This window comes from Thermoactinomyces sp. FSL K6-2592 (assembly GCF_038006465.1).
In the GTDB taxonomy this organism is placed as follows: Bacteria; Bacillota; Bacilli; order Thermoactinomycetales; family Thermoactinomycetaceae; genus Thermoactinomyces; species Thermoactinomyces vulgaris.
In genome coordinates, this window is record NZ_JBBOVH010000001.1 from 2186381 (window position 1) to 2212665 (window position 26285).

At 48.8% G+C, this 26285-nt stretch carries 22 protein-coding genes and 2 pseudogenes; 9 read left to right on the forward strand and 15 right to left on the reverse strand.

Features of this window, described 5'->3' with window-relative positions; genetic code table 11:
- Window positions 1-17: 17 nt before the first annotated feature.
- The 4 genes and pseudogenes from kynB to NYE37_RS11345 form a co-directional block, all read right to left on the reverse strand.
- Window positions 18-650, reverse strand: coding sequence for an arylformamidase (gene kynB, locus NYE37_RS11330; protein ID WP_037994396.1), 633 nt, complete (start codon window positions 648-650; stop codon window positions 18-20).
- Entirely contained in the window at window positions 650-1933 is a 1284-nt protein-coding gene (gene kynU / locus NYE37_RS11335; protein ID WP_049719756.1) for a kynureninase, read from the reverse strand. Before kynU ends, kynB begins: the two co-directional genes overlap by 1 nt.
- Before the next feature lie 5 nt (window positions 1934-1938).
- Window positions 1939-2768 (reverse strand): annotated as a pseudogene (gene kynA, locus NYE37_RS11340) (tryptophan 2,3-dioxygenase).
- A 52-nt stretch (window positions 2769-2820) separates the two neighbouring features.
- The gene (locus NYE37_RS11345) at window positions 2821-3312 is read right to left on the reverse strand and encodes a hypothetical protein (RefSeq protein ID WP_037994393.1); all 492 of its coding nucleotides are present in this window, start codon (window positions 3310-3312) and stop codon (window positions 2821-2823) included.
- Between the two features lie 150 nt (window positions 3313-3462).
- On the opposite strand from NYE37_RS11345, the gene NYE37_RS11350 reads away from it, so the two are divergent.
- The 6 genes from NYE37_RS11350 (at window position 3463) to NYE37_RS11375 (ending at window position 7906) form a co-directional block, all read left to right on the forward strand.
- Window positions 3463-3762: a hypothetical protein gene (locus tag NYE37_RS11350; protein WP_037994390.1), complete on the forward strand. Its 300-nt coding sequence runs from the start codon at window positions 3463-3465 to the stop codon at window positions 3760-3762.
- Between the two features lie 87 nt (window positions 3763-3849).
- Complete coding sequence (locus tag NYE37_RS11355; RefSeq protein WP_037994388.1) at window positions 3850-5553, forward strand: pyruvate oxidase; 1704 nt, start codon at window positions 3850-3852, stop codon at window positions 5551-5553.
- Window positions 5554-5684: 131 nt separating this feature from the next.
- On the forward strand, window positions 5685-6236 hold the full coding sequence (locus tag NYE37_RS11360; protein ID WP_037994386.1) for a flavodoxin family protein: 552 nt from the start codon (window positions 5685-5687) through the stop codon (window positions 6234-6236).
- Window positions 6237-6468: 232 nt separating this feature from the next.
- On the forward strand, window positions 6469-7044 hold the full coding sequence (locus tag NYE37_RS11365) for an AMP-binding protein (protein WP_340712033.1): 576 nt from the start codon (window positions 6469-6471) through the stop codon (window positions 7042-7044).
- Window positions 6978-7517, forward strand: coding sequence for an AMP-binding protein (locus tag NYE37_RS11370; RefSeq protein WP_170151198.1), 540 nt, complete (start codon window positions 6978-6980; stop codon window positions 7515-7517). Before NYE37_RS11365 ends, NYE37_RS11370 begins: the two co-directional genes overlap by 67 nt.
- Before the next feature lie 17 nt (window positions 7518-7534).
- On the forward strand, window positions 7535-7906 hold the full coding sequence (locus NYE37_RS11375; RefSeq protein WP_175413206.1) for an AMP-binding enzyme: 372 nt from the start codon (window positions 7535-7537) through the stop codon (window positions 7904-7906).
- A gap of 30 nt (window positions 7907-7936) precedes the next feature.
- On the opposite strand, the pseudogene NYE37_RS11380 reads toward NYE37_RS11375, so the two are convergent.
- The 9 genes and pseudogenes from NYE37_RS11380 to ald form a co-directional block, all read right to left on the reverse strand.
- A pseudogene (locus tag NYE37_RS11380) lies at window positions 7937-8363 on the reverse strand (GrpB family protein); the annotation flags it as partial.
- 194 nt (window positions 8364-8557) lie between these two features.
- Window positions 8558-10339 carry an IucA/IucC family protein gene (locus NYE37_RS11385; RefSeq protein WP_037994378.1) on the reverse strand — a complete coding sequence of 594 codons (1782 nt, stop codon included), beginning with the start codon at window positions 10337-10339 and terminating at the stop codon, window positions 8558-8560.
- Between the two features lie 16 nt (window positions 10340-10355).
- On the reverse strand, window positions 10356-11726 hold the full coding sequence (locus tag NYE37_RS11390; RefSeq protein WP_049719749.1) for a lysine N(6)-hydroxylase/L-ornithine N(5)-oxygenase family protein: 1371 nt from the start codon (window positions 11724-11726) through the stop codon (window positions 10356-10358).
- On the reverse strand, window positions 11713-12300 hold the full coding sequence (locus NYE37_RS11395) for a GNAT family N-acetyltransferase (RefSeq protein ID WP_037994377.1): 588 nt from the start codon (window positions 12298-12300) through the stop codon (window positions 11713-11715). Before NYE37_RS11395 ends, NYE37_RS11390 begins: the two co-directional genes overlap by 14 nt.
- Window positions 12278-14113: an IucA/IucC family protein gene (locus tag NYE37_RS11400; protein WP_037994375.1), complete on the reverse strand. Its 1836-nt coding sequence runs from the start codon at window positions 14111-14113 to the stop codon at window positions 12278-12280. Before NYE37_RS11400 ends, NYE37_RS11395 begins: the two co-directional genes overlap by 23 nt.
- Window positions 14103-15629: a pyridoxal phosphate-dependent decarboxylase family protein gene (locus NYE37_RS11405; protein WP_121873934.1), complete on the reverse strand. Its 1527-nt coding sequence runs from the start codon at window positions 15627-15629 to the stop codon at window positions 14103-14105. Before NYE37_RS11405 ends, NYE37_RS11400 begins: the two co-directional genes overlap by 11 nt.
- Before the next feature lie 12 nt (window positions 15630-15641).
- Window positions 15642-17003, reverse strand: coding sequence for an aspartate aminotransferase family protein (locus tag NYE37_RS11410; protein ID WP_037994373.1), 1362 nt, complete (start codon window positions 17001-17003; stop codon window positions 15642-15644).
- A gap of 119 nt (window positions 17004-17122) precedes the next feature.
- Complete coding sequence (locus NYE37_RS11415; protein ID WP_037994371.1) at window positions 17123-18331, reverse strand: MFS transporter; 1209 nt, start codon at window positions 18329-18331, stop codon at window positions 17123-17125.
- Between the two features lie 158 nt (window positions 18332-18489).
- Window positions 18490-19605 carry an alanine dehydrogenase gene (gene ald, locus NYE37_RS11420; protein WP_340712034.1) on the reverse strand — a complete coding sequence of 372 codons (1116 nt, stop codon included), beginning with the start codon at window positions 19603-19605 and terminating at the stop codon, window positions 18490-18492.
- 135 nt (window positions 19606-19740) lie between these two features.
- On the opposite strand from ald, the gene NYE37_RS11425 reads away from it, so the two are divergent.
- On the forward strand, window positions 19741-21399 hold the full coding sequence (locus tag NYE37_RS11425; RefSeq protein ID WP_037994366.1) for a PucR family transcriptional regulator: 1659 nt from the start codon (window positions 19741-19743) through the stop codon (window positions 21397-21399).
- Window positions 21400-21495: 96 nt separating this feature from the next.
- On the opposite strand, the gene holB is transcribed toward NYE37_RS11425, so the two are convergent.
- Window positions 21496-22524 (reverse strand): DNA polymerase III subunit delta', encoded by a 1029-nt coding sequence (gene holB / locus NYE37_RS11430; protein WP_049719747.1) that lies wholly within the window; start codon window positions 22522-22524, stop codon window positions 21496-21498.
- 415 nt (window positions 22525-22939) lie between these two features.
- Between holB and NYE37_RS11435 the strand changes: the two genes are divergently transcribed.
- Window positions 22940-23287, forward strand: coding sequence for a DUF1904 family protein (locus NYE37_RS11435; RefSeq protein WP_037994365.1), 348 nt, complete (start codon window positions 22940-22942; stop codon window positions 23285-23287).
- A 160-nt stretch (window positions 23288-23447) separates the two neighbouring features.
- Window positions 23448-24290: a DegV family protein gene (locus NYE37_RS11440; RefSeq protein ID WP_037994364.1), complete on the forward strand. Its 843-nt coding sequence runs from the start codon at window positions 23448-23450 to the stop codon at window positions 24288-24290.
- A 70-nt stretch (window positions 24291-24360) separates the two neighbouring features.
- On the opposite strand, the gene NYE37_RS11445 is transcribed toward NYE37_RS11440, so the two are convergent.
- Window positions 24361-26253, reverse strand: a complete 1893-nt coding sequence (locus tag NYE37_RS11445; RefSeq protein WP_049719746.1) for a terpene cyclase/mutase family protein — start codon at window positions 26251-26253, stop codon at window positions 24361-24363.
- Between the last annotated feature and the right edge of the window lie 32 nt (window positions 26254-26285).

Below are 26285 nucleotides of genomic sequence, written 5' to 3' on the forward strand. Positions count from 1 at the left end.
CGCCTCTTTTTACCGCTTCAAAGGGATTCTGCCACCGGGCGAATCACGGCCCTGACCGGGCTCCCGTCCCCTCCGAGAATGGGAAGCGGCAAAGCGATCAATTCATAAATCCCTTCTTCCACATTGTCCAAAACCGCCCCCTCCAAAATGTGGATGCCTGCATCCCATAAAGCATGGTGTGCCGGCAACGTCTTGCTGTCGATCGGATCCACGGACGGAACATCCAGCCCGATCAGGCGGATCCCCTGTTTTTTCAGATACGGGACCGCATCCGGATCAAGATGACAAATTTCTTCGGGAAACACGTTCCGATCCCGCCACGAATCGGTCCGGATCAGAAGGCGGCTTATCCCGCCCCATTCTTTTTCCATCAGGTCCTCCGCCTTGATTTTTTCTCTTCCCGGCAAATGAATGACCCTGGCTTTGCCGATATAAAGATTCACATCCAATTCGTTCACCTTGCTCCCCGCCTCGTCAAAGTGAAAAGGGGCATCAATATGGGTTCCGGTATGGGTGCTCATTTGCACCTGACCGACATTGACCGATCCGCTTTCTTCTTTGGTGTAAGTGAATTCATATTGAAACGGGGCATCTCCCGGCCAAACCGGGATTCCGGAGTGAAGGGGCTGGGAAATATCAATCCAGGTCATCAAGTCACCTCTTTCGATTCAGTGGGGTAATGTTGATACTTTTTCTCATCCATAATCTGCTTCAATCGTTTCATGGCTTCACAAACATCGATGAACGAGTTGTATAAAGCCACCGGAGCCAATCGTATCACATTGGGAGGGCGAAAGTCAGGGATGACGCCCTCTGCCTTTAATGCCTTGCTGATTTGAAGGGCATCGGGATGTTCCAAAGCAAGATGCCCTCCACGCTGCTTGGGATTCCGCGGGGTTCCGGTTTCAAATCCGTAAGAAGAAAAAATCTGATCCACCATTTTGAAAAGAAAGTCCGTTAACATTAACGATTTTTTGCGTATGGCTTCCATCCCCGCTTCAGCAAAGATGGACAGCGATCCAATGAGCGGAGCCATACTGAGCAAATGCGGCGTTCCGATCTGATAAGCCCCGGCGTCGCTTCCGGGGATCATCTCCGGTGCCATTTCAAATTGGCGCTCTTTGTCCGAACCAAACCAACCGGCAAGCCCCGGTTTGGTTCCGTGATGTTTTTTGTGGACATAGAGACCGGCCACCCCACCAGGACCGCTGTTCAAATATTTATACGTGCACCAAGCGGCAAAATCAACCCCCCACTCCGCAAACCGGTGGGGAACCGCCCCGACGGAATGGCATGCATCCCAGCCGATGAGGATGCCGCGCTCATGAGCCGCTTTGGTCAACTTTTCCATATCCAACAATTGTCCGCTTTTGTATAAAACGGCCGGCAACCAGGCCAGCGCCACCTCCTCATTCATCATTGCAATGATTTCATCCTCATCCAAATATCTCCCCGACGGGTCGGACGGCACACAGATCAAGTCTTCTTCCGCAGAATATCCGTGAAGAATCAACTGGCTTTTTAAAGCATAAAGATCGGAGGGAAAATTGAGTACATCCGCCAAGATCTTGCGGCGGGAACCTTGCGGGCGGTAAAAAGTGGCAACCAATTGGTGGATATTCACCGTCGTCGAACCGGTCACCACCACTTCCTCCGGCCGCGCCCCCACCAAAGGCGCCATCTTTTGCCCCAAATCCTCCGCCAAATAAAACCAGGGCCTTTTTCCCTGAACCCAGCCGTCAATCCCGAGTTTTTTCCAACTGTCCAAAACTTCCGTCAAGGCCAGCTCCGAACGTTTGGAAAGCAACCCCAATGAATTCCCGTCCAAGTAGATTTTCCCGTCCGGCAAATAAAATTCCCCGCGATACTTCCCGAGCGGATCGTTTTGATCCAGCTCCCATGCTTCTTCAAAAAAAGAGGAGAAGGACGGCACCGGATTCACCTCGCCTGTAGTTTTGTGCGCACATGCCAAAGCTCCGGAAAAAAGGATTGGTCCAACCCTTTTTTCAAATAAGAAACCCCGGACGAGCCGCCGGTTCCTTTTTTGTAACCGATGATCCGCTCCACGGTTTTCATGTGCCGGAACCGCCACTGCTGAAACCAGTCTTCCAAATCGACCAGCTTCTCTGCCAATTCATACAAATCCCAGTATTTTTCCACGTTTTGATATACCTGAAGCCACGCTTGTTCCACACTTTCCTCATATTGATAAGGCTTTCGGACATCCCGGTTCAATACTTTTTCGTCAATGGAGAAACCGGCCTTATGCAATGCTTCGATGGAAACATCATATATGCTGCGGGCTTCATAAGCTTGCTTCAATTTTTCAAGCAAAACCGGATCGTTTTCATAAATTTTTAAAATGTGTGTACTCTTTTTGCCCAGATAAAATTCAATCATCCGGTATTGATAGGATTGAAAACCGGAAGCATGTCCCAAATAACCGCGAAACTTCATATATTCGGACGGTGTCAACGTGGACAACACATCCCAAGATTGGATGATTTGGGATTGGATTTTGGAAAACCGGGACAGCATTTTAAAAGCGGCCGGCAAATCCCCTGTCCGGATCGACTCCATCGCCGCTTCCAACTCGTGAATCATCAACTTCATCACAATTCACTCGTCTGATGAATAATCACAAACAACATCTCATCATGATGGCCGGACAACAGTTTTTGGCAATCCAACAGCAAATGTAACCGGAGATAATCCCCGTAAGTCATTTGTTCACGAAAATCGGTATGGATGCCTTCTTCCGGATTCATCTCGGCTCCCCTTTCATGCAGGATGAGAGACGACTTGATTAACAGAAATGATTCATCCTTTTAACCCGCTGTCCAATAAGGTGATTTTCACGCCGGATAACGGGAAAAGCCGGATTTGCATGGTTTCCCGGTCTTTGAGCGCAACCATATTTCCGTCACGGGACCAATTGGCTAAATATCCGCAATACGTTTGCCCCTTATACTCCAACTCCACCAGTTCATACGGCTGCAACAGTTCAGTCATGGAGAACGCCTCTTTGTTCAGTTTGGTATCCAACGGAAATTGCAATTGAAACCGGTTTTCATAAACTTGGAAACACCGGGTCAATCCTTCCATCCGGTAAAATTCCTGCGTCATGCAAGAAACGGGAATCTTAAACTTGGGTTCTGATTTCAAGACTTCTTGCACCTCATCCGAAACCGATTCCACGATCAGCTCGATATGTCCGGAACACTCTTCATAATCATAAATCAATTGCCCGTGCAAAAACGGGATTTCTGTACGGGATATTACAATTTTGCGCAACAAATAACTTTCTTTCATAATGGCTCTCATTCTCCCTCTGTACTTAATTTTATTATAAACCAACGGGCTTTGGCTTTTAAGCACCAACCCGGAACCGGAAAATCCGTGCAGGGATCACTCCTTCCAAAAGAGAAGTCATTGGAAAACCATTCCAAAAAGGAGTATCGTATGTCAGTCCGCAGATACCACTTATTGATCGATGAAATCAAACGGGATATCGAAGAATGCGAAAAACAAATGTTTTATCATCTTGATGAAATGCAGCGCGCCAAACACCAAGGGAACAAAGAGGTGGAACGCCATCACCGGCTGGAACAATTGAAATGGGAACGCAAGCTTCGCGAAGCCACCCGCGCATTCATCCACACGGAACAAGCCTTGGCCAAGGCGGTGGAAGAAGAACATCTTCACCGTTTTCAGGAAGATCAGGCGCGTCGCGAGGGAAAAAGCCGGAACACGTGGCAATGATCCTTCTTTCTCTGTTTCAAAGGATGTTTTTATCACCGCTTGCGCACAATAAAAAACAACCGAATGAACGAGAAGGAGGATTTTTCGATGTTCCGAAAAAAAGCCGGTGAATACTTGGTTGATCTGCTGATCGATTGGGGAGTGGATCATATATACGGAATGCCCGGGGATTCGATCAACTCTTTGATCGAGCCAATCCGGAAAGCCAAAGACAAAATCAAATTTATACAGGTCCGGCATGAAGAAGCCGGTGCGTTGGCCGCAGCCGCCTACGCCAAATTAACCGGAAAATTGGGCGTTTGTACCGCCATTGCCGGGCCGGGGGCCATTCATCTGTTGAACGGATTGTATGACGCCAAGTTGGATCACGCTCCCGTTTTGGCCATAACCGGCCAAGTTGAATCCGATTTGATCGGAATTGACTATTTCCAGGAAGTCAATCTGGATCGCCTGTTTGACGATGTGGCCGTTTATAACCAGCGGATCATGTCGGCCGAACAACTGCCGGCGGTGGTTAATCAGGCCATCCGGACCGCCTACACCAAAAAAGGGGTTGCCGTTTTAACCATTCCGGACGACATTCCCCGCTTTGAAGTGGAACGGGAAGTGCGCACCACCACTTCGTTTTATTGCAAACAAGAAATCCGCCCCGATAAAAACGATCTTCTCCAGGCCAAAGAAATCCTGTTAAAAGCGAAACGGCCCGTCATCCTGGCCGGAAAAGGAACGAAACATGCGAAAGAAAATCTGATCCGCCTTGCGGAAAAAATGGCCGCTCCCATCATTCTCAGTTTGCCGGCCAAAGGCGTGATCCCCGATGAACATCCCCTTTGTCTCGGCGGTCTGGGACTGATCGGAACCCGCCCGGCCTATGAAGCCATGCAAAACGCGGACACCCTGATTCTGGCAGGCACGTCGTTCCCGTTTACCGGCTTTCTGCCCCGGGAAGCGAAAACCATTCAAATCGACACGGATCCCACCCAAATCGGAAAACGCATGCCCGTGGATATCGGACTGGCCGGCGACGCCGATTACACATTGGGCTGGCTCATTGATCAGGTTCCTTATCAAACAGACCGCAGCCATTTGGAGACCCATCAAAAAATGATGAAAGACTGGTGGGACCATCTTGCGAAACACGAAGAAGCCGATGAGGTTCCGATCAAACCGCAACGGGTGCTGAAAGCTTTGCAACAAGTCGCCGATGATGATGCCATTTTATCGGTGGATGTCGGCAATGTGACGGTATGGGTGGCACGGCATTTCCGTATGATCCGGCAACAATTTCTCACCTCCGCATGGCTGGCCACTCTGGGTTGCGGGCTTCCCGGAGCCATTGCATCCAAAATCGCACATCCGGATAAACAAGTGTTTGCCATCTGCGGGGACGGGGGCTTCGGCATGACGATGAACGACTTTGTCACCGCTGTCAAATATGGGCTTCCCATCGTGGTGGTGGTCTTGAACAACCACAAAATCGCCATGATTAAGTTTGAACAGGAAGTGATGGGCAATGTTGAGTTTGGAACCGATCTGACCAACCCGAATTTTGCCCGCTATGCCGAAATCTGCGGGGGGATCGGCTACCGGGTGGAAACCCCCGATCAACTGCTCCCGGCCTTTGAGCAAGCGGTCAGGCAGAAAAAGCCTTGCATCATCGACGTGGTGGTCGATGCCGACGAAGCGCCCATGCCGGCCAAGATCACCTTTGCCCAAGCTGCCGGCTACGCCAAGCACATGGTCAAAGAACTGTTCGCTCAGGGAAAAACCGATGTTCCTCCTCTGGTTTAAGTCCAGGCATTGAAAGCCTGGTTTCAATCCAAAGCCACAAAAAATCTGAAAAAAGAAGGAACAGACAAGGTAGGAGTAGAAAGTTTTATAGTTACAACCTACTTTTACGCTGGAGAGGAAGGAAGAAACCCATGAAATGGATGGCCATTCACGGAAGTTCACGGAAAAATGGAAACACGGAAAAACTGACACACTTTGTACTGGAAGATATACCGGCAACGCATCTTTATCTCCGGGAATACTCCATCCGTCCGATTTTGGATCAGCGCCATGACCCCGACGGCTTTGATCCGGTGGATGATGATTATGACCGCCTCATTCAACAGGTCATGGAGCATGACGCCATTGTCTTCGGAACGCCTTTATATTGGTACGGGATGAGCGGACACATGAAAAATTTTATTGACCGCTGGTCCCAAAGCTTACGCGATTCCCGGTATGATTTCAAAGAAGCCATGCGCGGAAAACAAGCTTACGTTGTGATCACCGGCGGGGAAAATGCCCGGTTGTTCGCTCTCCCGCTCGTACAACAGTTTGATTTGATCTTCAAGTTTATGTCGATGGATTTCAAAGGGTATCTGATCGGTTACGGAGGCAAACCCGACGGAATCCTGCATGATGAAAGAGCATTGGAAGAAGCCAAACAACTGAATCAACAACTGAAACGAATCCATGCCGGATAACATTTTTCATTCGCAAGCCCCGGTTCCTCTGCCCGGGGCTTGCGTGTATTCCACGGCCATGTTTCTTCTCCTTTTAACTTGCGGCCACAGGCGGCTGATTTTTAGTAATTTTCAATAAAATATAACCTAATTATTTTATATTATTAGCGACAGGATTCCTTTGCATGGAAGAAAATTGAAAGGGCCTTTGGATTGAAAATCATTAGCATCCATTTTTTCATGAGGTGATATCTTGATCCAGATTGCCAGCACGCTTGGGAATGCTTTGAGATCTTATGCCCAATTCCATCCGGATCAAGAGGCGCTGGTTTCTCCCGGTTTTCGCATCCGCTACCGGGAGTACGAGGAACGAACCAACCAATTTGCCCGTTATTTATCCGGGCAAGGGGTCAAAAAAGGAGACCGGGTTCCCCTTTTGACCGGAACCAATGCTTCGTTCGCCCTCAGTTTGATGGCCTTGGCCAAGATCGGAGCCGTCGCGGTTCCCCTGAACCATTACTGGAAACCGGAAATGATCCGGTGGGCCATCGATGATCTGGAAACGGACTTTCTCCTGATGGGAGATCAATTTTATCCCTTGATTCAAACGGAAGCCGAAACCGGAAAAATCCGCCACACCATCGTTTGTGAACAGAACAAAGTAAGTCCAGGCCTTTTGAGGGCGTTACAAAAATATCCGGACACTTCGCCAGTGGAATCAGTTGCACTTCCCTTGTTCTGGACAGGTATTCACGTCATCTGGTGGCGACTCCTTCCTTCCACATTTCAGCGATTGCACCGGTCTGTTTACAATCCTTTTTGGGTGTAACCCTTGTTTTCCCGCCGGAACTCACTGCTGAATCCTTGTTACAGACCATCGGCAAAGAGAATGTGAACACCGTCTTGTTGCCGCCTCATGCACTCGGCATTTTACAATCCCTTATTCGTCAAAGCGATTCTGCTTTTTCCTCTCTCAAACGTTTCCTCTCCGAAGGGACCAGAGTGCCCGAAAATGTGATCAAAAGTGGCGAATCACCGGACTTTGAGGAGGTTCAAGCTTATGGAGCCACCGAATTAAACGGGATCATCTCCATATGGAATCCGAAAATGGGTCTTGATAAAATCCATACCGTCGGAAAAACGCATTTATTCCCGGAAATCAAAATCCTGGACCCCGAAACCAAAAAAGAGCTTCCACCGGGTGAAACCGGGGAGGTTGCCATTCGGGGCCCGCAACTTTTCACCGGGTATTGGAAAAAGCCGGAGGAAACCAAAAAGCTTTTCATCAAGGATGGTTCTTGACAGGAGACGCCGGGAGAATGGATGAGGACGGGTTTCTGGAAATCGTGGACCGTTATAAAGATGTAATTTATTCCCCCGAAATCGGCGGGATTTTCCCCGCTGAAGTGGAACAAGTGATCCGGGAACTCCCCGGCGTGGAAGATGTCAGCGTCACCGGGGTCCTTCATCCACAATGTTCGGAAATTCCCTGCGCTTTTGTAAAACCCGTCCAAGGGGCTTCACTTACAAAAACAGAGATTCTCCAATACGTACACCAAAAACTCGGTCCCCACAAACTCAAGGATGTTTTCTTCTGCAGGCAACCGCTTCCCCGCAATGCCAACGGAAAAGTGGACAAATCACAGTTGCGCCGGATGTATCAGCAACTTGTAAACGCTTCGGAAGAATAACTATCTTTGTTGAAACCTGACCGGCTGCTATATCCGGTCAACTTCCTCCGCGCCCGAACTGAAGACATGCGGATTGATATCCGTATCCGGTCCTTTGAACAGACGATGCTCATACCACTCCGGCTCCCGGATCCGCAAGAGATAACCGGCTTCCTCCAACGCCGGGACATAAGCCGATTCATCTGTGAATCTTTCACCACCAGCTGGATGTCGATGACAGGCTTTGCACACAGTCCCGGCACGGAGGTGGATCCGACATGCTCCAAACGCAACATCTTGTCGCCAAGTGCCAAGCGGATTCGTTTGGCTTCCCGTTCAAACAACTCCGGCCAGCGCGGATCATACTCCTCGAGATGGATGGTCGCATTGTGGGTTTCAACTCCCCCACGGTAACTTTCTGAAGCTCTTCGTCACTCATGGGCTTGCTTTTTTGATCCTGTCCATTTCCCTCAACCATGATGATTCACTCCTTTTCCAAGCATCTTGACACCGATTACAGGAAGAATGTCCATGATCCCATCAATTCTCTTCTTTGCTATGGATATTCAATTTTTGCCGGGCATTCCATGGTACCACTGATCACAATCAATCTGCATGAAACCTTTTTTGAGTGCAAAAAACCCCGGAGCGGCAACCCCGGGGTTTGTCTTTTTATGACAAAGCCAGTGCGTTGGTCACTTTTCCATATTCGGAAGCGTGCGGACGGTCCACATCGTCTTCATATCCGTAATCCAGCATCCGGTTGCGGTTGAGACAAAGTTTGGTGAATTTCGGCCGGAGCAAATCAAACAACCGGAAACGTTCTTGGAGTTCGGGGAACCGCTTTTGGTAAGCCAGGATGGTGTCCCGTACTTTTTTCCAGAAGACTTCTTCCGGATACTGATGATATTGTTCCAACAGATCCGACAGATAGCGCATATGGCAGATAAACAATCCGGTGAAAATAAATTGGCAAAGCCCTTCCGGCTCTTCACTGCGCAACACCTGTTTCAGATCTTCCGGCAAATCTTTCAATTCCTCCAGCGGTTCCCGGCTCACGTTGACATCATCGACAAAGTCTTTCATGGCCAGGCGGATCGGAACGGAATCTTTCAACACCAAAATGGTGTTTTGCCCGTGCGGGGAGAAAACCACCCCATAGCGATACAAGTAATGGAGCAACGGCGGCAAAATGGCTTCAAACAAACGATCCAGCCATTCATCCAAGCTGAGTCCCGATTTTTCCACCAACCGGGAGACAAACGGTTTGCCTTCCCCGTCCACATGCACCAGAGCCGCCAAGGTGATCGGTTTTTCCCCTTCTTCCATAAAGTTGTAAATGCTTTCCCGCCAAATGCAACCCAACATCTCCAAATATTGATACGGGGCTCCTTTAAGCTTGGCATAATAGGGATGATCATAGTTGATGCTGGCCACTTCCCCCGGTAAGATCAACCGGCACTCCTTGTGCAAATACGGATCATTTTTCCATATGTTCCAGATGTATTCCGTGATTTTGGGAGCCAACACGGTTCTTTCGCCGGGCAATCCACGGTAAACCAAGGTGTTTAAAATGCTCATCGGCAACTTGACGTGATGCTTCTCTTTGGAACTTGTATTGACAAAGGTGCGAATCGATTGTTGCGGCAGATATTCATCTTCCCCGGTTCCCAGCAGGATGATCCGGTTTTGCGCGAGTTCTTCCGCAAAAAACGGCACAATATAATGATCCCACTGCCAGGGATGCACCGGCATGAAGTAATAATCTTTGTCATCCAAACCGTTTTGGATGAGGACTTGCCGGAAGGATTCCACCTGCTGTTCTCCCAGTTCTTTTTTCACCAGCTCCTCGTATTCAACACCGGTGACCGAATGAAAATCGGCTCTTTCTTTATGCACGGCAATCCAGGACAGTTTAGCCTTATTTTTCTGTTCGGGGGCATAGTTCAGGTAATCTTCATGGCTAAACCCGATTCTCCCCTTGTTGTAAGTGATCCACGGATGCCCTTCCATTTCCCCTTCCAGCTCGGCATAATCCAATTCGGTCAAATCCAGCTGTTGGTTTTTCTTTTTTTCAAGGATATATGCATCCGCCACCAGGGTGTGGGTGTATTCCCGAATCAAATGCCCCGCCGTCATTGAATTCATGCCGATGGTGCTTTGGATGTCCAGCAAAAATTGAATCGGATTGTCGGCCGGTTTCACCTCCCCGTTTTCCTGTCGGTAAATGGTGTCGCCATGAACCCGGTAACTGTCAAACAACCGTTTTTTCACTTCGAAAGTGTACGTGACACCGCTTTTCAGCTCCAAACGGCAACGTTGATTCTCCCCGTCCGCCTTTTCCATATCCGGATGAATGATGTCTTCATACATAAACTCGGCAATCATCTTGGTTAACAAATTCCGGGAAACGGTCTCCCATGTTTCCGGTTGAAAACTTTTCAGTGTATTCATGATGCATCCCTCCCTTTTATACCGGTAAAGAGGACGTTTGATGTGCATCCTCTGTGGTGTTGATTTCTTCCGGGACTCCGAATTGCTGAAAAACATTCCGCTTTTGAACCGGGTAAATCTCCCTTCCGGTCAGTGTATTGATAATCACGGAGTTCCGGTATGCCCCGAGACCCAGATCCGGTGCCCCCACCCCGTGGGTATGAAGCTCCGCATTCTGCACAAAAATCTCATTTTCGGCCTCTTGGGTCTTTTTGAGCCGGTAATCCAATGACACCTGATAACGTTGCTTCTCATCCCAGGCGATCAGGCCGGACAAATTCTTGACACAGGATGGGATCTGATGCTGATAACCCGTTGCCAGAACCACCACTTCACTTTCATGCGTGAAGGTTTTGTTTTGCTCACGGTGGTGACAAGTCAGGCGATATTTCTTTTCTCCCGGCACCGGCTCGATTTTTTGGATTTCCGTTTGGGCCAGCATCCGCACCGGCACATGTTGATTTCCCACCGTCCGTTCGTAAAGAAGTTCATAAATATCGGCGATGGTGGCGGCACTGATGCCCTTGTACCACAAATCCTGGGTTTTCAGCCGCGCTTCTTTCACCTTTGGCGGCAGGGAATAAAAGTAGTGAATGTAGTCCGGTGAAAAATGTTCCAGCCCCAGTTTGGAATATTCCATCGGGAAAAATCCGGTGGAACGGGTCAGCCAATCCAGCCGGTAGCCGTGATTTTTTTGTTCCTGAAGCAAGGTGTAAAAGACTTCCGCCGCACTTTGCCCCGATCCGACCACGGTAATCGATTCCGCTTCTTTTAACCGGTTAAGCCGCTCCAAAAAGTGGGCCGAGTGAAAAATATCTTCTTCCGGCAACCCTTGGAACGATGGAGGAACAGACGGAACACTGCCGACGCCGAGGACCAGGTGTTTTGCGTGATAAACCGAAGTTTGTCCGGTCAAAGGCGATGTGACTTCCACGCGGAAGTACGTTTCACGGTCTTTCACCCAATCGATTTTCGTCACTTTTTGCCCGAACCGGCAGGTTTTCAGGCTTTGTGACACCCAACGGCAATATTCGTTGTATTCCCGGCGCGGAATCAGAAAGCGCTCCAAAAAGTAGAAATGATAAAGTCTTCGCTGTTCCTTCAGATAATTCAAGAACGTATAGCGGCTGGTCGGATCCGCCATCGTCACCAGGTCGGCAAAAAAAGGTACTTGCAATGTGGTTCCTTCCATTAACAGACCCGGATGCCAGTCAAAGCGGGGTTTCTGCTCAAAAAACACCGCTTTGACTTCCGTCACGGGATCAAGCAATGCCGCCAGCCCCAAATTAAAGGGGCCAAGCCCGACTCCGATCAAATCAAACATCTCATTCGACTCATGCTTCACCATGGTTCCATCTCCTTTGAAAAGTGTCCCGGCAACAAAACATCAAAGCCGCCCGCTTATCCGGCAGATCAATCTCCCGTTGAAATTCAAATCCGCATTTTTCAAAGATATGGATCATTTTTTCATTTCGGATATCCGGCTCTGCAACCACTTTTTGCGTCGGTTGATGCTGAAATAACCGGTACGTCATGGCCCTTAACAGGGGTAAAGCATATCCTTTCCCCAAAAACGAGGGCGGACCGATCAAAAGATGAATCCCCTGGTCTTCGGGATCATAGTCATAATATTTTCCGAGAATATCACCCCGGACCCAATAGGTTTCCCAATAACTCATGGGGGTGCCGTCAAGGGAACCGATATGAAGGGTTTGGTGTGGATCCGCCAGGAATTTGCGCAAATGCTCCCGGTATTGATCAAAGGGAATGTTTAAATTCCAAAACGGAATGACATGCGGTTGGTGCATCCACTCATGCAGCCTGTCCAAATCTTTTTCCATCTCCACCCGGCGAAACGATATCACTTTGCCGATATCGGGATCCTTGATCGCAAACGTTTCAGACATGACTGGGTATTTCATCGCAAACCTTCTCTCCTTGCCGCAAGGGATTTTGAATTTGAACATAAACCGACTGGCTTTCCATCGGCCCCACCAGCTCGTCCATATCATGAAGACGGGTGAGCAGATTGGCTTTCCCCGGAAGCCATTCATCTTCCAGAAGGCTTTCAATCAAACGGGAAGGTTTTCGGTTCTTGGGCAACCATTTTCGAAGCGCTCCGGCAAGCTCCTCCAACAGCACCTTTTCGTTCGCCAGGCCACATGCCCCGAAAGCATTGATCAGCCCGAATAAATGATTGATAAAAAAGTAGTAGCGGAAACGCTCATCGGCCACGGCATCGGCACACAGGGTATGGCTTTTTTCATTAATGCCCGGAAGGATTCCTTGCAGTTTGGCAAAAGTCGATTCACAGTAGTAATAGCCCTGGTTATCCCGGTAGAAAAATTGGTCCGGATATCCGTTTTTCAGCTTTACCAGGCTGTTTTGCTGATGGGCCTCCAGTGCAATGCCGTACTCCGAATACAACCACATCAGCGGTTCAAACGAAATCGCCAGGTATTTCTTGAACCAGTCGATGCTCACTTGTCCGGGATCTCTGCCTTCCCTTTCTGCCACCTCTTTGATCACTGCGGCCAGGCGGGGTTCAAATCCGGGCAGGGCATCTTGACAAAGCCCGGCAAGCAATGTCACGTCTTCTTTACCACCTCCCTGAAACGGGTTTTCACGCAAAACCACTTCAAACCCCGACTCATCCGCACCGGGAATCTCAATCGTGATAAAGGCAGGGTCTTTGACCACATGAAATCCGGGATATTTTTGCTTCATACGGTACCCGATCTCACTGTCCAACAGGCGGGTCACTTCCACTCCCCTCTCCAACTCCTTATACAGATTTTGCCGGACGGAGTTGGTGATCTTGATCCGGACAGAAAATTTCAACATAAAGGAAGATTCCGGATGGTAGACCGTGCGGATGGAAGCGGTCGGATAATAAGCTTTTCCCAGGACCCCCAGATCTTCCAATAACCCCTTGTCCATCAACGACCGGACCCGTTCATCCTCCAGCAAATGTTTGGCTTGCAACGGATGGACGGGCAAAAGGGAATATTCATCCTCTTTCAGATACTTTTCTTTAAAGGACGGATCCACTTCTCGGTCGTTCCAAAGCTCTTTTTTGATCCAATCCGTCGCAGACTCCGGCAAGTTGCTCCCTTCTTTGACAATGGAACGGTGAGCACGGAAATAACGCAGGGAAAAACGTCCCTTCAATTCAGGAGAATAAGTCTTTTGCTCCTGCTCCGGAATGCCTTGCCGACTTTTCGGCGTCGGATGCAGCAAATGTCCGAAAATGAGGGATTGTTCGGCATCCAAATAATCAAAGTGCGTGCGGTACAGTTCTTCTGCATCTTGATATCTCTGCGCCACAAACGTTTCCATTTCATGGCAGCTTTGGATCACGCGAAGAACCAGCTCATCCGGAAAGACATTCAATTTTCGTTCAACGGTCAATTCTTTGGTCAGCATCGTCACCAGCGTCACATAATCCAGCTCCCTCAGTTTCCCGCCTTCTCCGATCCGGTAAAAGAACGGGAAGTAAAAGAGATGCCGGCCGGTCAAGGACCAGTATTTCAGCGGGGCGATAATCTCCATCTGATGGTGCTGTAAGGAAACAACCAAAAATTCTTTTGCCGGCGAATCGACCGTTTTTTGGTTGTGAATCCGGTGTTTTTCCCACTCATCCTTGGCATACCGTTTGAATTGCCGGGTTTCTCTGAGGTAACAGTTGAAAAAGGCCAGCATGCTGGCTTGTTCCGCAATTTTTTTAGCCTCCATACGAGTCTTTCTCTCTCCTCTCTTCTTCCAGTTCCAATCCGGTTTTCCTGACTTCCTCCAGTATTTCCGTCAAAACGGGAAGCGTGATCCGGGGATTAATGATCGTCAGTTTCAGCGAAGTCAGCCCGTCCACTTTGGTCAAAGCCATCACCGCTTTCCCCCGTTGCAACAACGTTTGGCGAATATCCCGGTTGATCCGATGAATATCCACGGTTTGATCACGGGGGACATAACGAAAAACCAGGGCATTCATTTGGGGCGGATCATTGACCAGTTGCAAGTGTCCGGTCCGCCGAATCCAGTCCGCCGCCTTTTTGGTCACCTCTATCGTATGGTCAATCATCCCGGCAAATCGTTTTTTTCCGACTGCTTGCAAAGAAACAAACAGTTTTAATGCATCGAACCGGCGGGTGGTTTGCACCGATTTATGAACCAGATGAGGAATTCCCGACCTTTCATCTTCTTCTGAATTTAAATAATCTGCATGCCGCTTGATCAGTTGAAAACGGGACCCGTCTTTTAACAAAAAGGCTCCGCAACTGATCGGCTGATAAAACAGTTTATGAAAATCAACGGCCAGTGAATCCGCCCGCCCGATTCCGTCCAGACGGTGCCGGTGTTTTTCACTCAAGGCCAACGCTCCGCCGTAAGCGGCATCGACATGAAACCATGCACTTTCCGCTTCCGCCCTGTCCGCAATCCCTTGCAGCGGATCGATGCTTCCAAAATCGGTGGTTCCGGCCGTCGCCACGATGGCAAACAAATGATAACCATCCTTTTTCAACCGGCTGATCTTTTCATCCAAGTCCGTTAAACTCATCTGATACTTGGCATCCGTTTTCACCGGCACCACTGCATTTTCTCCCAATCCGAGCAAGGCGGCCGATTGTTTGATCGTAAAATGCGCGATGTCCGAACAGAGAACCTTCATTTTTCCCGCCGCCGGCGGCAATCCTTGATGCATCCCGTTTATATTCAGCTTCTGTTTCAAGAAGTGATCCCTTGCCAACAGAAGTCCCATTAAATTGGACTGGGTCCCTCCGCTGGTAAAGACGCCGTTCCCCTGACTGTTTCCGTAAAAAACGGAACACAGCCAGGAAACCATTTTTTCTTCCAGGATAGTGGCGGCAGGACTTTGATCCCAGGAATCCATCGATTGGTTGGTTGCGCTGATCAAAAGCTCCGCAGCCAGGGCCGGTGTCAGCGGGGGACAATGAAGATGTGCGGAACAAGCGGGATCATGCACCCGGACGGAGTGTCTTAAAATGTGATTTCCGACATCCTCCAGCACTTCACCCAAATCCCGACCCTCTTCCGGACAAACCGGCATGTCCTTGAATAACGAAACCAGCTCGTCAATCCCGGTTCCGCTGAACGGTTGGTTCAACGATGCGTAATGTTCATACAATACCGTTTGTGCAGCTGATATCGCTAGTTGGTATGAAGACCACGCTTCCGGTGTATGTCCCAAAAACAAGTCTTTTACCGGCAACTTTGTCATCATGTTGCTCTTCAATTGCCTTCCCCCTTAAGCCAGGCCTTTTGATTGTTCGGCAGCTTGTACTGCTTCCGCAAAAATTTCAACAATGCAGTCGATCTGCTCCGATGTAATGATCAGCGGAGGCAGGAAACGGACCACACTTCCATGACGACCTCCCAACTCCAAAATGAGTCCGCGGTCAAAACACTCTTTTTGAATGAGCCGGGCCATCGCCGGGTCGGTTAGATAACTTCCCAAATGATCCGGTTCTTGTTGAGGATCCACCACCTCAACACCGATCATCAGGCCGCGGCCGCGCACCTCGCCGATCACATGGGATTCTTTTTGAACCTTTTTCAACCTGCTCATCAATTTTTCTCCCATTTCACGGGCATGTTGTTCAATTTGATTTTGGCGGATATAGCGGATCGTTGCCAGTCCGGCAGCCATGGCCAATTGGTTTCCGCGGAACGTACCCGCATGCGCCCCGGGAGCCCATCGGTCCAACGCCTCATCATACACCACCACCGCGAGCGGCAGCGAACCGCCAATCGCTTTGGACAAGGTGATCACATCCGGTATGATGCCCGCATGTTCGAAAGCAAACAGTTTTCCGGTACGTCCGAGACCGGTTTGAATTTCATCCACAATCAACGGAATTTGATGCTTCCGGGTGATGGACCGGATTTCGCGCACCCATTCATCCGGCGCCGGGATCACACCGCCTTCGCCTTGGATAATTTCCATGATCATCGCCGCCGGGGCGGGAATGCCGCTTTCCGGATCTTCCAGTGTCCTCCGGATAAACTGACTGCCAATTGAAGCTCCTTTTTCCCCGCCTTGTCCAAACGGGCAACGATAAGAATACGGATAAGGCAAAAAGTGAACATCCGGCATCAATCCCGGAATCGGATCTTTCGGCCCTTTATTCCCCATCAGACTGAGCGCCCCGTGGGTCATACCGTGGTAACCGCCCTGAAATGCCAGAACACTACGCCTTCCGGTGGCAGTTTTCACGATTTTGAGCGCCGCTTCCACCGCATCGGCACCGGCCGGACCGCAAAACTGAATTTTCGCTCTTTCCCTGAACTCGCGGGGCAAGCTGTCAAACAGCTCCTCCACAAACTCATCTTTTACCGGAGTGGTCAGATCCAATGTATGTAAAGGCAACCGGTCTTTGAGCGTCTGCTCAATGGCTTCGGTCACAACCGGGTGATTGTGCCCCAATGCCAACGTCCCGGCTCCCGCCAGACAGTCAACGTATTTTTTCCCCTCTACATCCGTGACATAAATGCCGTATGCTTCCCGGATGGCAATCGGGATTCTCCGGGGATAAGAACGCGCATTGGATTCTGTTTGTTCCTGATGCGCGAGATAATACCGATTGGTTTGTGCATGTGTGATGCTCATTGGTGATCCCCCTTGGGCTCAGCTTAATATTGATAATGATAATGATTATCATTATCATTTATCCATCGACTATATTAACATGAAGTTTGTTTTTCTGTAAACGAATTTCCGTAAATTTTTTATCTTTTATGAAAGACTGGTTGCGTGTGCTCCTTGGTTTGCGGTTTGATCAGACAAGCCATCACAATCATTCCCGACAAAACCCACAGGCAACATTCGAAAGGTACAACCGGATGAATTTCATATAAAAACGATCCGGCAACGGGACCGGCCATCGCCCCGATGCCATTGGCGACCCCGCTCAATCCGGCCGCCGCCCCTTGCGACTCCTCCCCTGCATTTAATGAAATGGCACTTAAGCACCCGGGCAGCATCAGGCTTACCCCCAATCCGATTCCCGCAAAGGAAAGAAGCATACCGGACATCGACACACTTTGCAAAAAACCGAAAAATCCCAAAAACATGACCGGCGCTCCCAGTCGAAGCAACCAGGTATTTGAAGGGTTCCATAAACGTACAATCACCATTTGTCCCAAAAATGCCGCCGTTCCCATGGCAAACATGGAAAGACTGATCCATTGAGCAGCTGTTTTCACATTGACACCCAACTGGTCCGTGAAATACAGACCTGCGGTAACTTGCAAGATGACAATGACCAAATGGACCAAAACCGTCATCAACAAATAAGGAAAAATGCTGCGGTCAAACGGGCTGAGTTTTTCTGTATGCGGTCGGGATTCTTTTCTTCTGACAGGCTCGTCAGGTTCCTTTCTCATCCATATCCATCCCATGACCAGAGGGAAAAGCGCGGCAAAATAAACCGGAACCGTCCAGTCCCACAAAACAAGGATACTTGCAAATGCCGGGCCCAATATCATCCCCAACCCATTGGCAGCTCCGAGAAGCGCCATTCCGGAAGTTCTTTCTTTTACATGGGTCAGATCAGCCATCAATGCCTGGGCCCCGGTTAAAACCGCACCAAAAACCACACCGCCATACAACCGGATCAACAAGAGAAACGCAAACAAAAGCGAAAAGGAAATCCAGTTTGCAAACCCCAATTGAATGACAAACGCAAACAGCAGATAAGCAAAGGAAAAATGAAAAACGCCATGTACCAAAAGCTTTCTCCGTCCATGTTTTTCACAATAATCCCCCCACACCAGGCTGGATACAAACAAAGACACCGCAGCAATGGCAAAAACCATGCTGATCTGTGTCTCATCCAAACGCAATTCCCTCAACATGGGAGCAATAAGGGGATTGACCATCGACAAGCCAAAATATGTACTAAACAGTGTGAAAAATAATAAATAATGATGTCTCATGGTTTACCACCTTAATAACCGCAATCGTGATATTGATAATGAGAATTATTATCATCATAGCTTGTCCCAAAGTATGGGTCAATACACGCCATCCCTCTTTCCTCCGTCAAAAAAAGCTGTGCAGAAGATCTGCACAGCTTTTTTCACTCTTTTTCACTTTATTTCAACAAATTCATCACATCAACAAACTCGTAGCCGAGATCACGGGCCACCGGAAGGCAGGTGACTTTTCCTTCCAACGTATTCAATCCTTTGGCCAGTGCCGGGTTGTCCAAGGCCGCTTGGCGATATCCTTTATCCGCAATTTGCAATCCGTAATTGACGGTGACATTGGACAAAGCCATGGTGGCGGTACGCGGTACCGACCCCGGAATATTGGGCACGGCATAATGAAGGACTCCGTGTTTGACATAGGTCGGTTCATCATGGTTGGTGATCCGGTCCACGGTTTCAATTGATCCGCCTTGGTCTACGGCAACGTCCACAATGACCGATCCCGGTTTCATTTGTTTCACCATTTCTTCGGTCACCAAGCGCGGTGCACGGGCTCCCGGAATGAGAACCGCTCCGATCAGCAGGTCTGCTTTTTTCACTGCTTCGGCAATGTTGTACGGGTTGGACATCAGGGTGTTCACTTTGCCTTGGAACAGATCATCCAATTCCCGCAAACGGTTGGCATTGATGTCCAGCAATGTCACATTGGCTCCCATACCAACTGCCATTTTGGCTGCGTTGGTTCCGACGACGCCGCCGCCGATAATGACCACTTCACCGGGCAATACGCCAGGAACGCCGCCCAAAAGAATTCCTTTTCCGCCTTTTACTTTTTCAAGATATTGCGCTCCGATTTGAACGGACATTCTTCCCGCCACTTCACTCATCGGGGTTAACAAAGGCAGGGAACGGTTTTCCAATTGGATGGTTTCATAAGCGATGGCCACGACTTTGTTTTTCACCAATGCTTCCGTCAGTTCGGGAGCGGCGGCCAGATGCAAATAAGTGTACAAGATTAATCCTTCTCTGAAATATTGGTACTCTTCCGGCAATGGTTCTTTTACCTTCACAACCATATCTGCCGCCCACGCCTCTTTGGCGGAGCCAACGATTTTGGCGCCGGCATCCACATAATCCTGATCCGTGAATCCGCTTCCTTCACCGGCCGTGGTTTCTATCAACACTTCATGCCCGTGATTGATATAAGAAGCAACCGCCGCAGGGGTCAAACCCACCCGGTTTTCATTATTTTTTATTTCCTTGGGTACACCGATAATCATGAATATCACCTTTAATTTCCGTTTGTAATTCGTACGCCTCCAGTATAAATTATTTATTAAAGCGGTTCCAATAGACACCATGTCATAAATCTGTCCGCCCTTTTCTTACACTCTATCCACAGAAGGTGAATCACATTGGCATCACTCATTTTGCAAGATATCCTGAAACGTCCGACATTTGCCGAGGCCAAGGTGGTTGCAGGCCATAACGGGTTGAACCGGCGGGTCCGGTGGGTTCATATTTTGGAAGTTTCCGAGTTTGACACGTTGATCAACGGCGAAGAAATGATTCTGGCCACAGGCATCCATTTTCAATCTTCTTCGGCTTCTCCCGCCCGTTATCTGGAAAAATTGATCCGGCTCAATGCTTCCTGTTTATGCTTGGAACTGGGATACTACTTTCACACGATCCCGGATGACCTGATTCAAATTGCCAACCGGCATGACTTTCCGTTGATCGTGTTTCCCAACGACATCCGCTTTGTGGATATCACACAAGATTTGCATTCCGTTCTCATCAACAAACATTTTCAGATACTGAAAAACCTGGAAGCCCTGTCCCGTGAGTTGCACCGCTTGAGCCTGGAACCCAACGGCACCAACAAAATTTTAAAAATGCTGTATCACAAAACCCATTCACCCATTCTCTATCTGCCTTTTAAAGATCAGCCTTCTGTATTTCCAAAAATGGAACCCGAAAAAGAAACCGAACTCATTCAGTTTTTAAAAGATAAACGGACGGCTCCCGGCATGGAAACATCAGAACACCGGTCGGCCCGGTATTGGCCGTTTCAAAATCAATATATCCTGCTGCAGCCGGTAAGTGCCATGGGACAAACCTGGGCACACATCGGCATGATTTTGAAACAAAAGCCAACCCGTTACGAATTTTTGATTTTGGATTGGACCTCCTTGGCGATTGCTCAAGATCTTTTGCGCAAACGGTATATGGAAGAAAGACGGTTGCACTCTGAAAATGTATGGGTGGATGATCTGCTTCACAACCGGCTCGACGAATCCCAAATCCACCATCATTTGGGGGCCGATTTTTACGGACTGAACCATAAAAAAAGCTTTGTCTGCCTGATCGAGTGGCTTCCCCGCGCCGAAACCAAACAAGAACGGCGGGAAGTGGAGGAATATCTGCAATACGATTTTCCGATCATCATCCGCGCCATTTTTGAGCAACATCACTTTTATCCGCTGATCACCCGGAGCAACCAAAAGATCGCCATCATCGCATTCGATCTGGAATCTGATTTCTCTTGGAAATCCCGCGTTTCAAAGCTGTTGAAACAATTAAAAAAACAGTCCGGTTTCCTGTTCAAAGCCGGGGTGGGACAACGTTACAACGGGTTTGCTTCCATCAGCCAAAGTTATCAGGAAGCCCGCCAGGTTTTGGATCTGAACGCCCGCCAAAGCAGTGAATTCACCTTTTATGATGAATTGGGCGTTTTCCAGCTGATCATGAATTTAAAAGATAAAGACCAGCAATTAAAAAACTTTATCCATCAACATTTGGGACCGGTCATCGAACACGACCAGAAAAGAAACAGCCATTTGCTCTACACGCTCAAAGTTTACCTGGATCACAACGGATCCAAAAAAGCAGCCGCCGACCATCTGTACATCGCACGCCAATCGCTCTATTACCGGTTAGAGAAACTTCAAGAATTATTGGGGGACGGCTTTTTGACCACAGAAAATCAGCTGACGCTGCAGACCGCGTTGAAAGCATGCCAGTTGATCTATCCGGAATTACTGACAAGCCGTGGCGAAAACACGAAAAAATAGCTTCCCGAAAACAACCGGACGCGTCCTTTGGTCCCCTGTGGAATCCAAAAAACGCGTCCGTTTTTCTCCGGATGATCGGAAACTGCTTGTCCGTTGTTAAACTTTGGACAACGGAATGAGTTCCCAGCCGTTTTTCATACTCAACCGTTCCTCCGACACGGCCACGATCATTTGTTCAAAGATGCCTTGCCAGTTTAGCTGCGGTCTGACCAAAAGACGGCGGGCAATCAGGACATTATCCATCGCCAGCATGATTTTCCCGGGAGAATGCCTCATGCTCAAACGTTCGATCCCGGAATCGCGAAAAATTTCCGTCTCCCCTTTCAATGAATTCATCAAAATGTCCCGGTAATACAAAAGCAACACATCCAACAAAAACCAAGCTCTCTCTTCCTTCACTTCATCCAACAGCCACGATTCGGAAAGGGTGAGCAATGCATCAGGACTGCCTGACAAAATCCGGCCCCCCCACTCTTTCACCTGATGCACCACGGACGCATAGTGTTTGATTTTCCGGTCGTCATACGCTTCGCCATCCGTTTCCAATGAACCGGAAAGTCGGGCAAAGACGCCGGCAAGTTCCTCCGGAATCCCCTTTTTCAAAAGCTGTTCTTTTTTGACCGATGGCGGAATCTCGGAAAAACGGACCAATTGGCAACGGGATTTGATGGTTGGAATCACATCGGACAAATGCCTGGTGATGAGAATGACCACCATGGCGGATTGCGGTTCTTCCAAAAATTTCAACAAGCTGTTGGCGGCTTCATCCCTCATTTTTTCGGCTTCCTCGATGATGGCGAACCGGGTCACGCCTTCCGGGGCGCTGTAACGAAAACGCGATTGCAACTGTCTCAACTGCGCAATTTTGATTACATTTCCCTCCGGAAGGATCTTCAACACTTCCGGATGATTGCCTTGCGCAATTTGAATGCAAGAAGGACACCGGTCGCAGGCATCCGCTTCATTCCGTTCACAATTGGCGGCTTTGGCCAGTTCCAAAGCCATTTCTCTTTTCCCCGTGTTTTTGGGGCCGTAAAAAATATATGCATGCGCCAACCGGTTTCGTTGGATCGCGTTTTTCAGCACCTCTGCCAGATGAGGTTGCAGGGAATTTTCAAAAGACATGGCAACGCCTCCCCGCGCGAACATTCTCTTCATTCATCTTTGCATTTTCCACGCACAAAAATCAAGCGATCATTAAAAAGATCCGCACATGGCCTCCGGGAGACAACCATCCATTGAACCCGCCCGTTCCCGGATCGACAAAACCCGTTGGCATTTGGCAGAATTCTCTTTGTTTCCGATAAAAACCAAGCACTTTTTTGTTTTGTATTGATAAATTTTAGTAACCCGAAATATTATTGCTTAAGCCGGAACCAGCGGAGCAAAGAAACCTTGATTCGCGGAAAAGACGATCGGTACAATCTAATTAGCGGCCTGCACAGCTAAATTCCACCCAAAACAAACCGCAACAATCCATGCAAATTTATGATAAAACTACAATGGGACCTGATTAAACAACATAGAAAGGAAATGAATTATGCCTTTTTTACGTTTTAAAGGTTTTCCGAAGGAAACCCTGAAGCAATTGGCCCCGCAAATTGTCACCGACTTTGCCAAAATGGCACAAGTCCCTGAAGAAAAAGTAAAAATTGAATTGCTTCAGGTCGAACCGATTATCCAGTCACCGCGTTCACTGGAAATCCTGATGTTTCCCCGGGACAAAAAAGTGCATGACCAATTGGTTGCCAAACTCCATCAATTATTGGAAGAAAAAGGTTTTTCAAATACACACATTTTTTTCATTCTCCTCTCTCCCTCCCTCTATTACAAGAACGGACAACCTCTGGAGAACATTCCTTCTCCCCCCTTCCTGCATTCATACTGAGGAGCATCGATCCGGTCAGCTCACCTGGTATCACAGGTGAGCTGATTTTTTGCCCATATATTCATATAAAATATAAATTTCTTTTTATATCTAATATTATTTTTCTTGCAAACAGAAAGCCGAACCCCGTATACTGAAAGTACTTTAAGGAGGTTATTGAATGAAAATTGCATTGGTCACAGACAGCACCTGTGATTTACCCTGTGAAATGGTTGAAAAACTCAACATTCACGTTGTCCCGCTTCGCATCCATTATTCCGGCGGAGAATTCCGCGATGGAATCGATATCACTTCCCGGGATATCATAAACCGCCTCGAACACGAAGTCCCCAAAACATCCATGCCTTCCCCCGAAGATATCACCCGGATCTATCACTCTTTACAAGAGCAGGGATATACCCACTGCATCGTTCTGACAGTCTCCGCTTCCCTCAGTGGCACCCACAACACCTTCCGTTTGTGTGCACAAGAGATTTCCGGCATGAAGATCGATGTCATTGATTCCAAAGGGGTTTCTTGGATACTGGGATTTTTGGTGCTGGAAACGGCCCGGCTGATCCAAAAAACAAAGAATTATGAGGAAATCATCCGGAAGATCCACGAAACCAAAGAAAAAATTAAGGCCTATTTTATCCTGGACACGCTCCAATACGTGCAAAAAGGCGGGCGAATCGGGAAAGTGGCCAAGTCTCTCGGATCGATGCTTTCCATCAAACCCGTCATCACTTTTGATTCGGAAGGAAAACTGCACACGCACTCGGTGGCACGCGGAAAAAAACAAGCCCTCAAAAAGCTGATGGCCCCCGTTTACGAGCATCTGTCTTCCACACGCGCCCGGATTGCCGTGTTGCACACCCAAGCTGAAAAGGAAGCCGAAGCGCTGTTGAATCAAGTGAAAAACGCCGGAAATGTTTCCGAAACTTATCTGGGATGGATCAGCCCCACTCTGGCTGTCCACGCCGGCCCCGGTTTGCTGGGCATCGTCATCCATCCCCAGGATTGACATGACCTCATCCACTTTCTGTGTTTTCAGGAGTGGATGTTTTTTGCACAAAAAAAGGGCGGGTCCCCTCTCAACTATATTTTTGCAGATAATGTGTCATCGCCATTAAAGGCCAAACATACGGATAGCTGTGGTAATACACATAAAACTGCCCGGAAAGACCCGCTCCCGCCGGATAAGACCATTCTTCCCCACGTTTCTCCATCATTTCCAACAAACAAGCCATCCCCTTTTCAATCGCCGGTGTCGGATGGTCATGGTAGGCGATCAAAGCATCCAATGCCCAAGCCGTTTGCACCGGAGTCGAAAACGAAAGGGGAACAAACCGGTCCTCCGCATCACTGTAACAAGATTCTCCCCATCCCCCGTCGGGACGTTGCTTGGAGAGTAAAAACCGAATCCCTTTTTGCACGGAAACATGGGTTTCGGGCACTCCCACCGCAGCCAGTCCTTTCAGCGCCGCCCAAGTTCCATAAATATAGGAAACGCCCCATCGGCCAAACCAAGAACCGTCGGAATTCTGGTGATGATAAAGCCAACTCCATGCCCGCCTGACTTCGGGGCGGTCGATGGTCCAGCCAAGCTCCGATCCCAAAAAATGCAAAACGCGTCCGGTCAGATCCGCAGTGGACGGGTCGCCCCAAACTCTTTTTTCATTGCGGGCAGGCAACAACTTGAGCCACATCTTGTTCGTGTTTCGTTCAAAAGCAGGCCATCCGCCATCCCGGTTTTGCATGCTCAACAACCATTGCAATCCCCGTTTCCATTCATCCTGCGCCCAGCCTTCCCGGACAGCCGGAGCAATTGCATGCAAACATTGAACCGTATCATCCACATCCGGATTGATCGTATTGGTGTCGGAAAATCCCCATCCGCCCGGAATCGCATAACGATTCTTTAAACACCAGTCTCCGCACGATGTATGCTGTTTTAACAAAAGATAATTTCTTCCTTTCTGTATCACACCATGCCCGGGCGAAAGGCCCGCATTTTGCAATGCCGTCATCACCAGGGAAGTGTCCCAAACCGTCGAAGTTGCCTCCTGCAAATGAGCGCCCTCTTGAAGAGGAAAAATCATCCGGTCCAATCCTTCCATTGCCTTTTGGATCAACGGATGATCAGGCGGATAGTCGAGAGACAACAAAGCAAAAATCATCAAAAAGGTACTGGTCATATAACTGTACAGCGTCCCGTCTTCTTCAATGCGGGAAAGCAAAAAGTTCTCTCCCCAGTAAAGGGCCCGCTGATGGACATTCTTCTTAAAAAACGTGGAATAAGCCGTTGTTTCCACCGCGGGAAGCAAATCCTCTTTGGTCCAAAAATAATCCGGGTGCATGCGTTCCATATACGTCCGAAAAGAAGAAGGCAACCAGTCTTCCACTTCCCGATAACCTTTGAGATGAATGTAAAAATCCTGATCGGACGCCAACATGACGGGAGCGATGTGAACACGCGCATATCCCACGAAATCAAAAAAATTGACAGGGCTTGCGGCCGGCAACAGAAAAAACTCAACCGGCAGTTTGGTGATGCGCGACCAACTCCGGTGCCCAAGCAATGCCAGAACCACTTGCGTCAAGGAGCCCGCTTTCGTTTCCATGCCGCGGGAAAGCAGGAAGTCGCGCGCTCTTTTGAGCGAAGGATCATCGGGCGTTTTCACCCCGGAATACAAAAGCGCAAGGGAGGCATCCAAAGTGGCGGAAACATTCCCTTCCTTCTCATCCGGAAACGCTTTCCAGGTTCCATCACCGGTTTGTTTGTCCAGAATGCGTTCCAAAACCGGCGCCAAGGTGCCGGGGTCAGGACGCTTTAACACTTGATGCAACAGGACATAATACGCGTCGGTCCCAATTCCATTTTCAAAGCAAAACGGCCACGTTCCATCCGGGTTCTGTTTTTGGATCAACTCTTTTTTCAACCGGTGAATCATCGCTTGAACATGAAGAATCCATTGACTTTGCATCGCACTGCTCCTTCATTCCTGCTAGTTAAAAC

Excerpts from the sequence above, each read along its gene's own strand:
- kynB (WP_037994396.1), bottom strand. The coding sequence starts at position 650 with ATGACCTGGATTGATATTTCCCAGCCCCTTCACTCCGGAATCCCGGTT.
- NYE37_RS11345 (WP_037994393.1), bottom strand. The coding sequence starts at position 3,312 with ATGAAAGAAAGTTATTTGTTGCGCAAAATTGTAATATCCCGTACAGAA.
- NYE37_RS11350 (WP_037994390.1), top strand. The coding sequence starts at position 3,463 with ATGTCAGTCCGCAGATACCACTTATTGATCGATGAAATCAAACGGGAT.
- NYE37_RS11355 (WP_037994388.1), top strand. The coding sequence starts at position 3,850 with ATGTTCCGAAAAAAAGCCGGTGAATACTTGGTTGATCTGCTGATCGAT.
- NYE37_RS11360 (WP_037994386.1), top strand. The coding sequence starts at position 5,685 with ATGAAATGGATGGCCATTCACGGAAGTTCACGGAAAAATGGAAACACG.
- NYE37_RS11375 (WP_175413206.1), top strand. The coding sequence starts at position 7,535 with ATGGATGAGGACGGGTTTCTGGAAATCGTGGACCGTTATAAAGATGTA.
- NYE37_RS11385 (WP_037994378.1), bottom strand. The coding sequence starts at position 10,339 with ATGAATACACTGAAAAGTTTTCAACCGGAAACATGGGAGACCGTTTCC.
- NYE37_RS11390 (WP_049719749.1), bottom strand. The coding sequence starts at position 11,726 with ATGGTGAAGCATGAGTCGAATGAGATGTTTGATTTGATCGGAGTCGGG.
- NYE37_RS11395 (WP_037994377.1), bottom strand. The coding sequence starts at position 12,300 with ATGAAATACCCAGTCATGTCTGAAACGTTTGCGATCAAGGATCCCGAT.
- NYE37_RS11400 (WP_037994375.1), bottom strand. The coding sequence starts at position 14,113 with ATGGAGGCTAAAAAAATTGCGGAACAAGCCAGCATGCTGGCCTTTTTC.
- NYE37_RS11410 (WP_037994373.1), bottom strand. The coding sequence starts at position 17,003 with ATGAGCATCACACATGCACAAACCAATCGGTATTATCTCGCGCATCAG.
- NYE37_RS11415 (WP_037994371.1), bottom strand. The coding sequence starts at position 18,331 with ATGAGACATCATTATTTATTATTTTTCACACTGTTTAGTACATATTTT.
- ald (WP_340712034.1), bottom strand. The coding sequence starts at position 19,605 with ATGATTATCGGTGTACCCAAGGAAATAAAAAATAATGAAAACCGGGTG.
- holB (WP_049719747.1), bottom strand. The coding sequence starts at position 22,524 with ATGTCTTTTGAAAATTCCCTGCAACCTCATCTGGCAGAGGTGCTGAAA.
- NYE37_RS11435 (WP_037994365.1), top strand. The coding sequence starts at position 22,940 with ATGCCTTTTTTACGTTTTAAAGGTTTTCCGAAGGAAACCCTGAAGCAA.
- NYE37_RS11440 (WP_037994364.1), top strand. The coding sequence starts at position 23,448 with ATGAAAATTGCATTGGTCACAGACAGCACCTGTGATTTACCCTGTGAA.
- NYE37_RS11445 (WP_049719746.1), bottom strand. The coding sequence starts at position 26,253 with ATGCAAAGTCAATGGATTCTTCATGTTCAAGCGATGATTCACCGGTTG.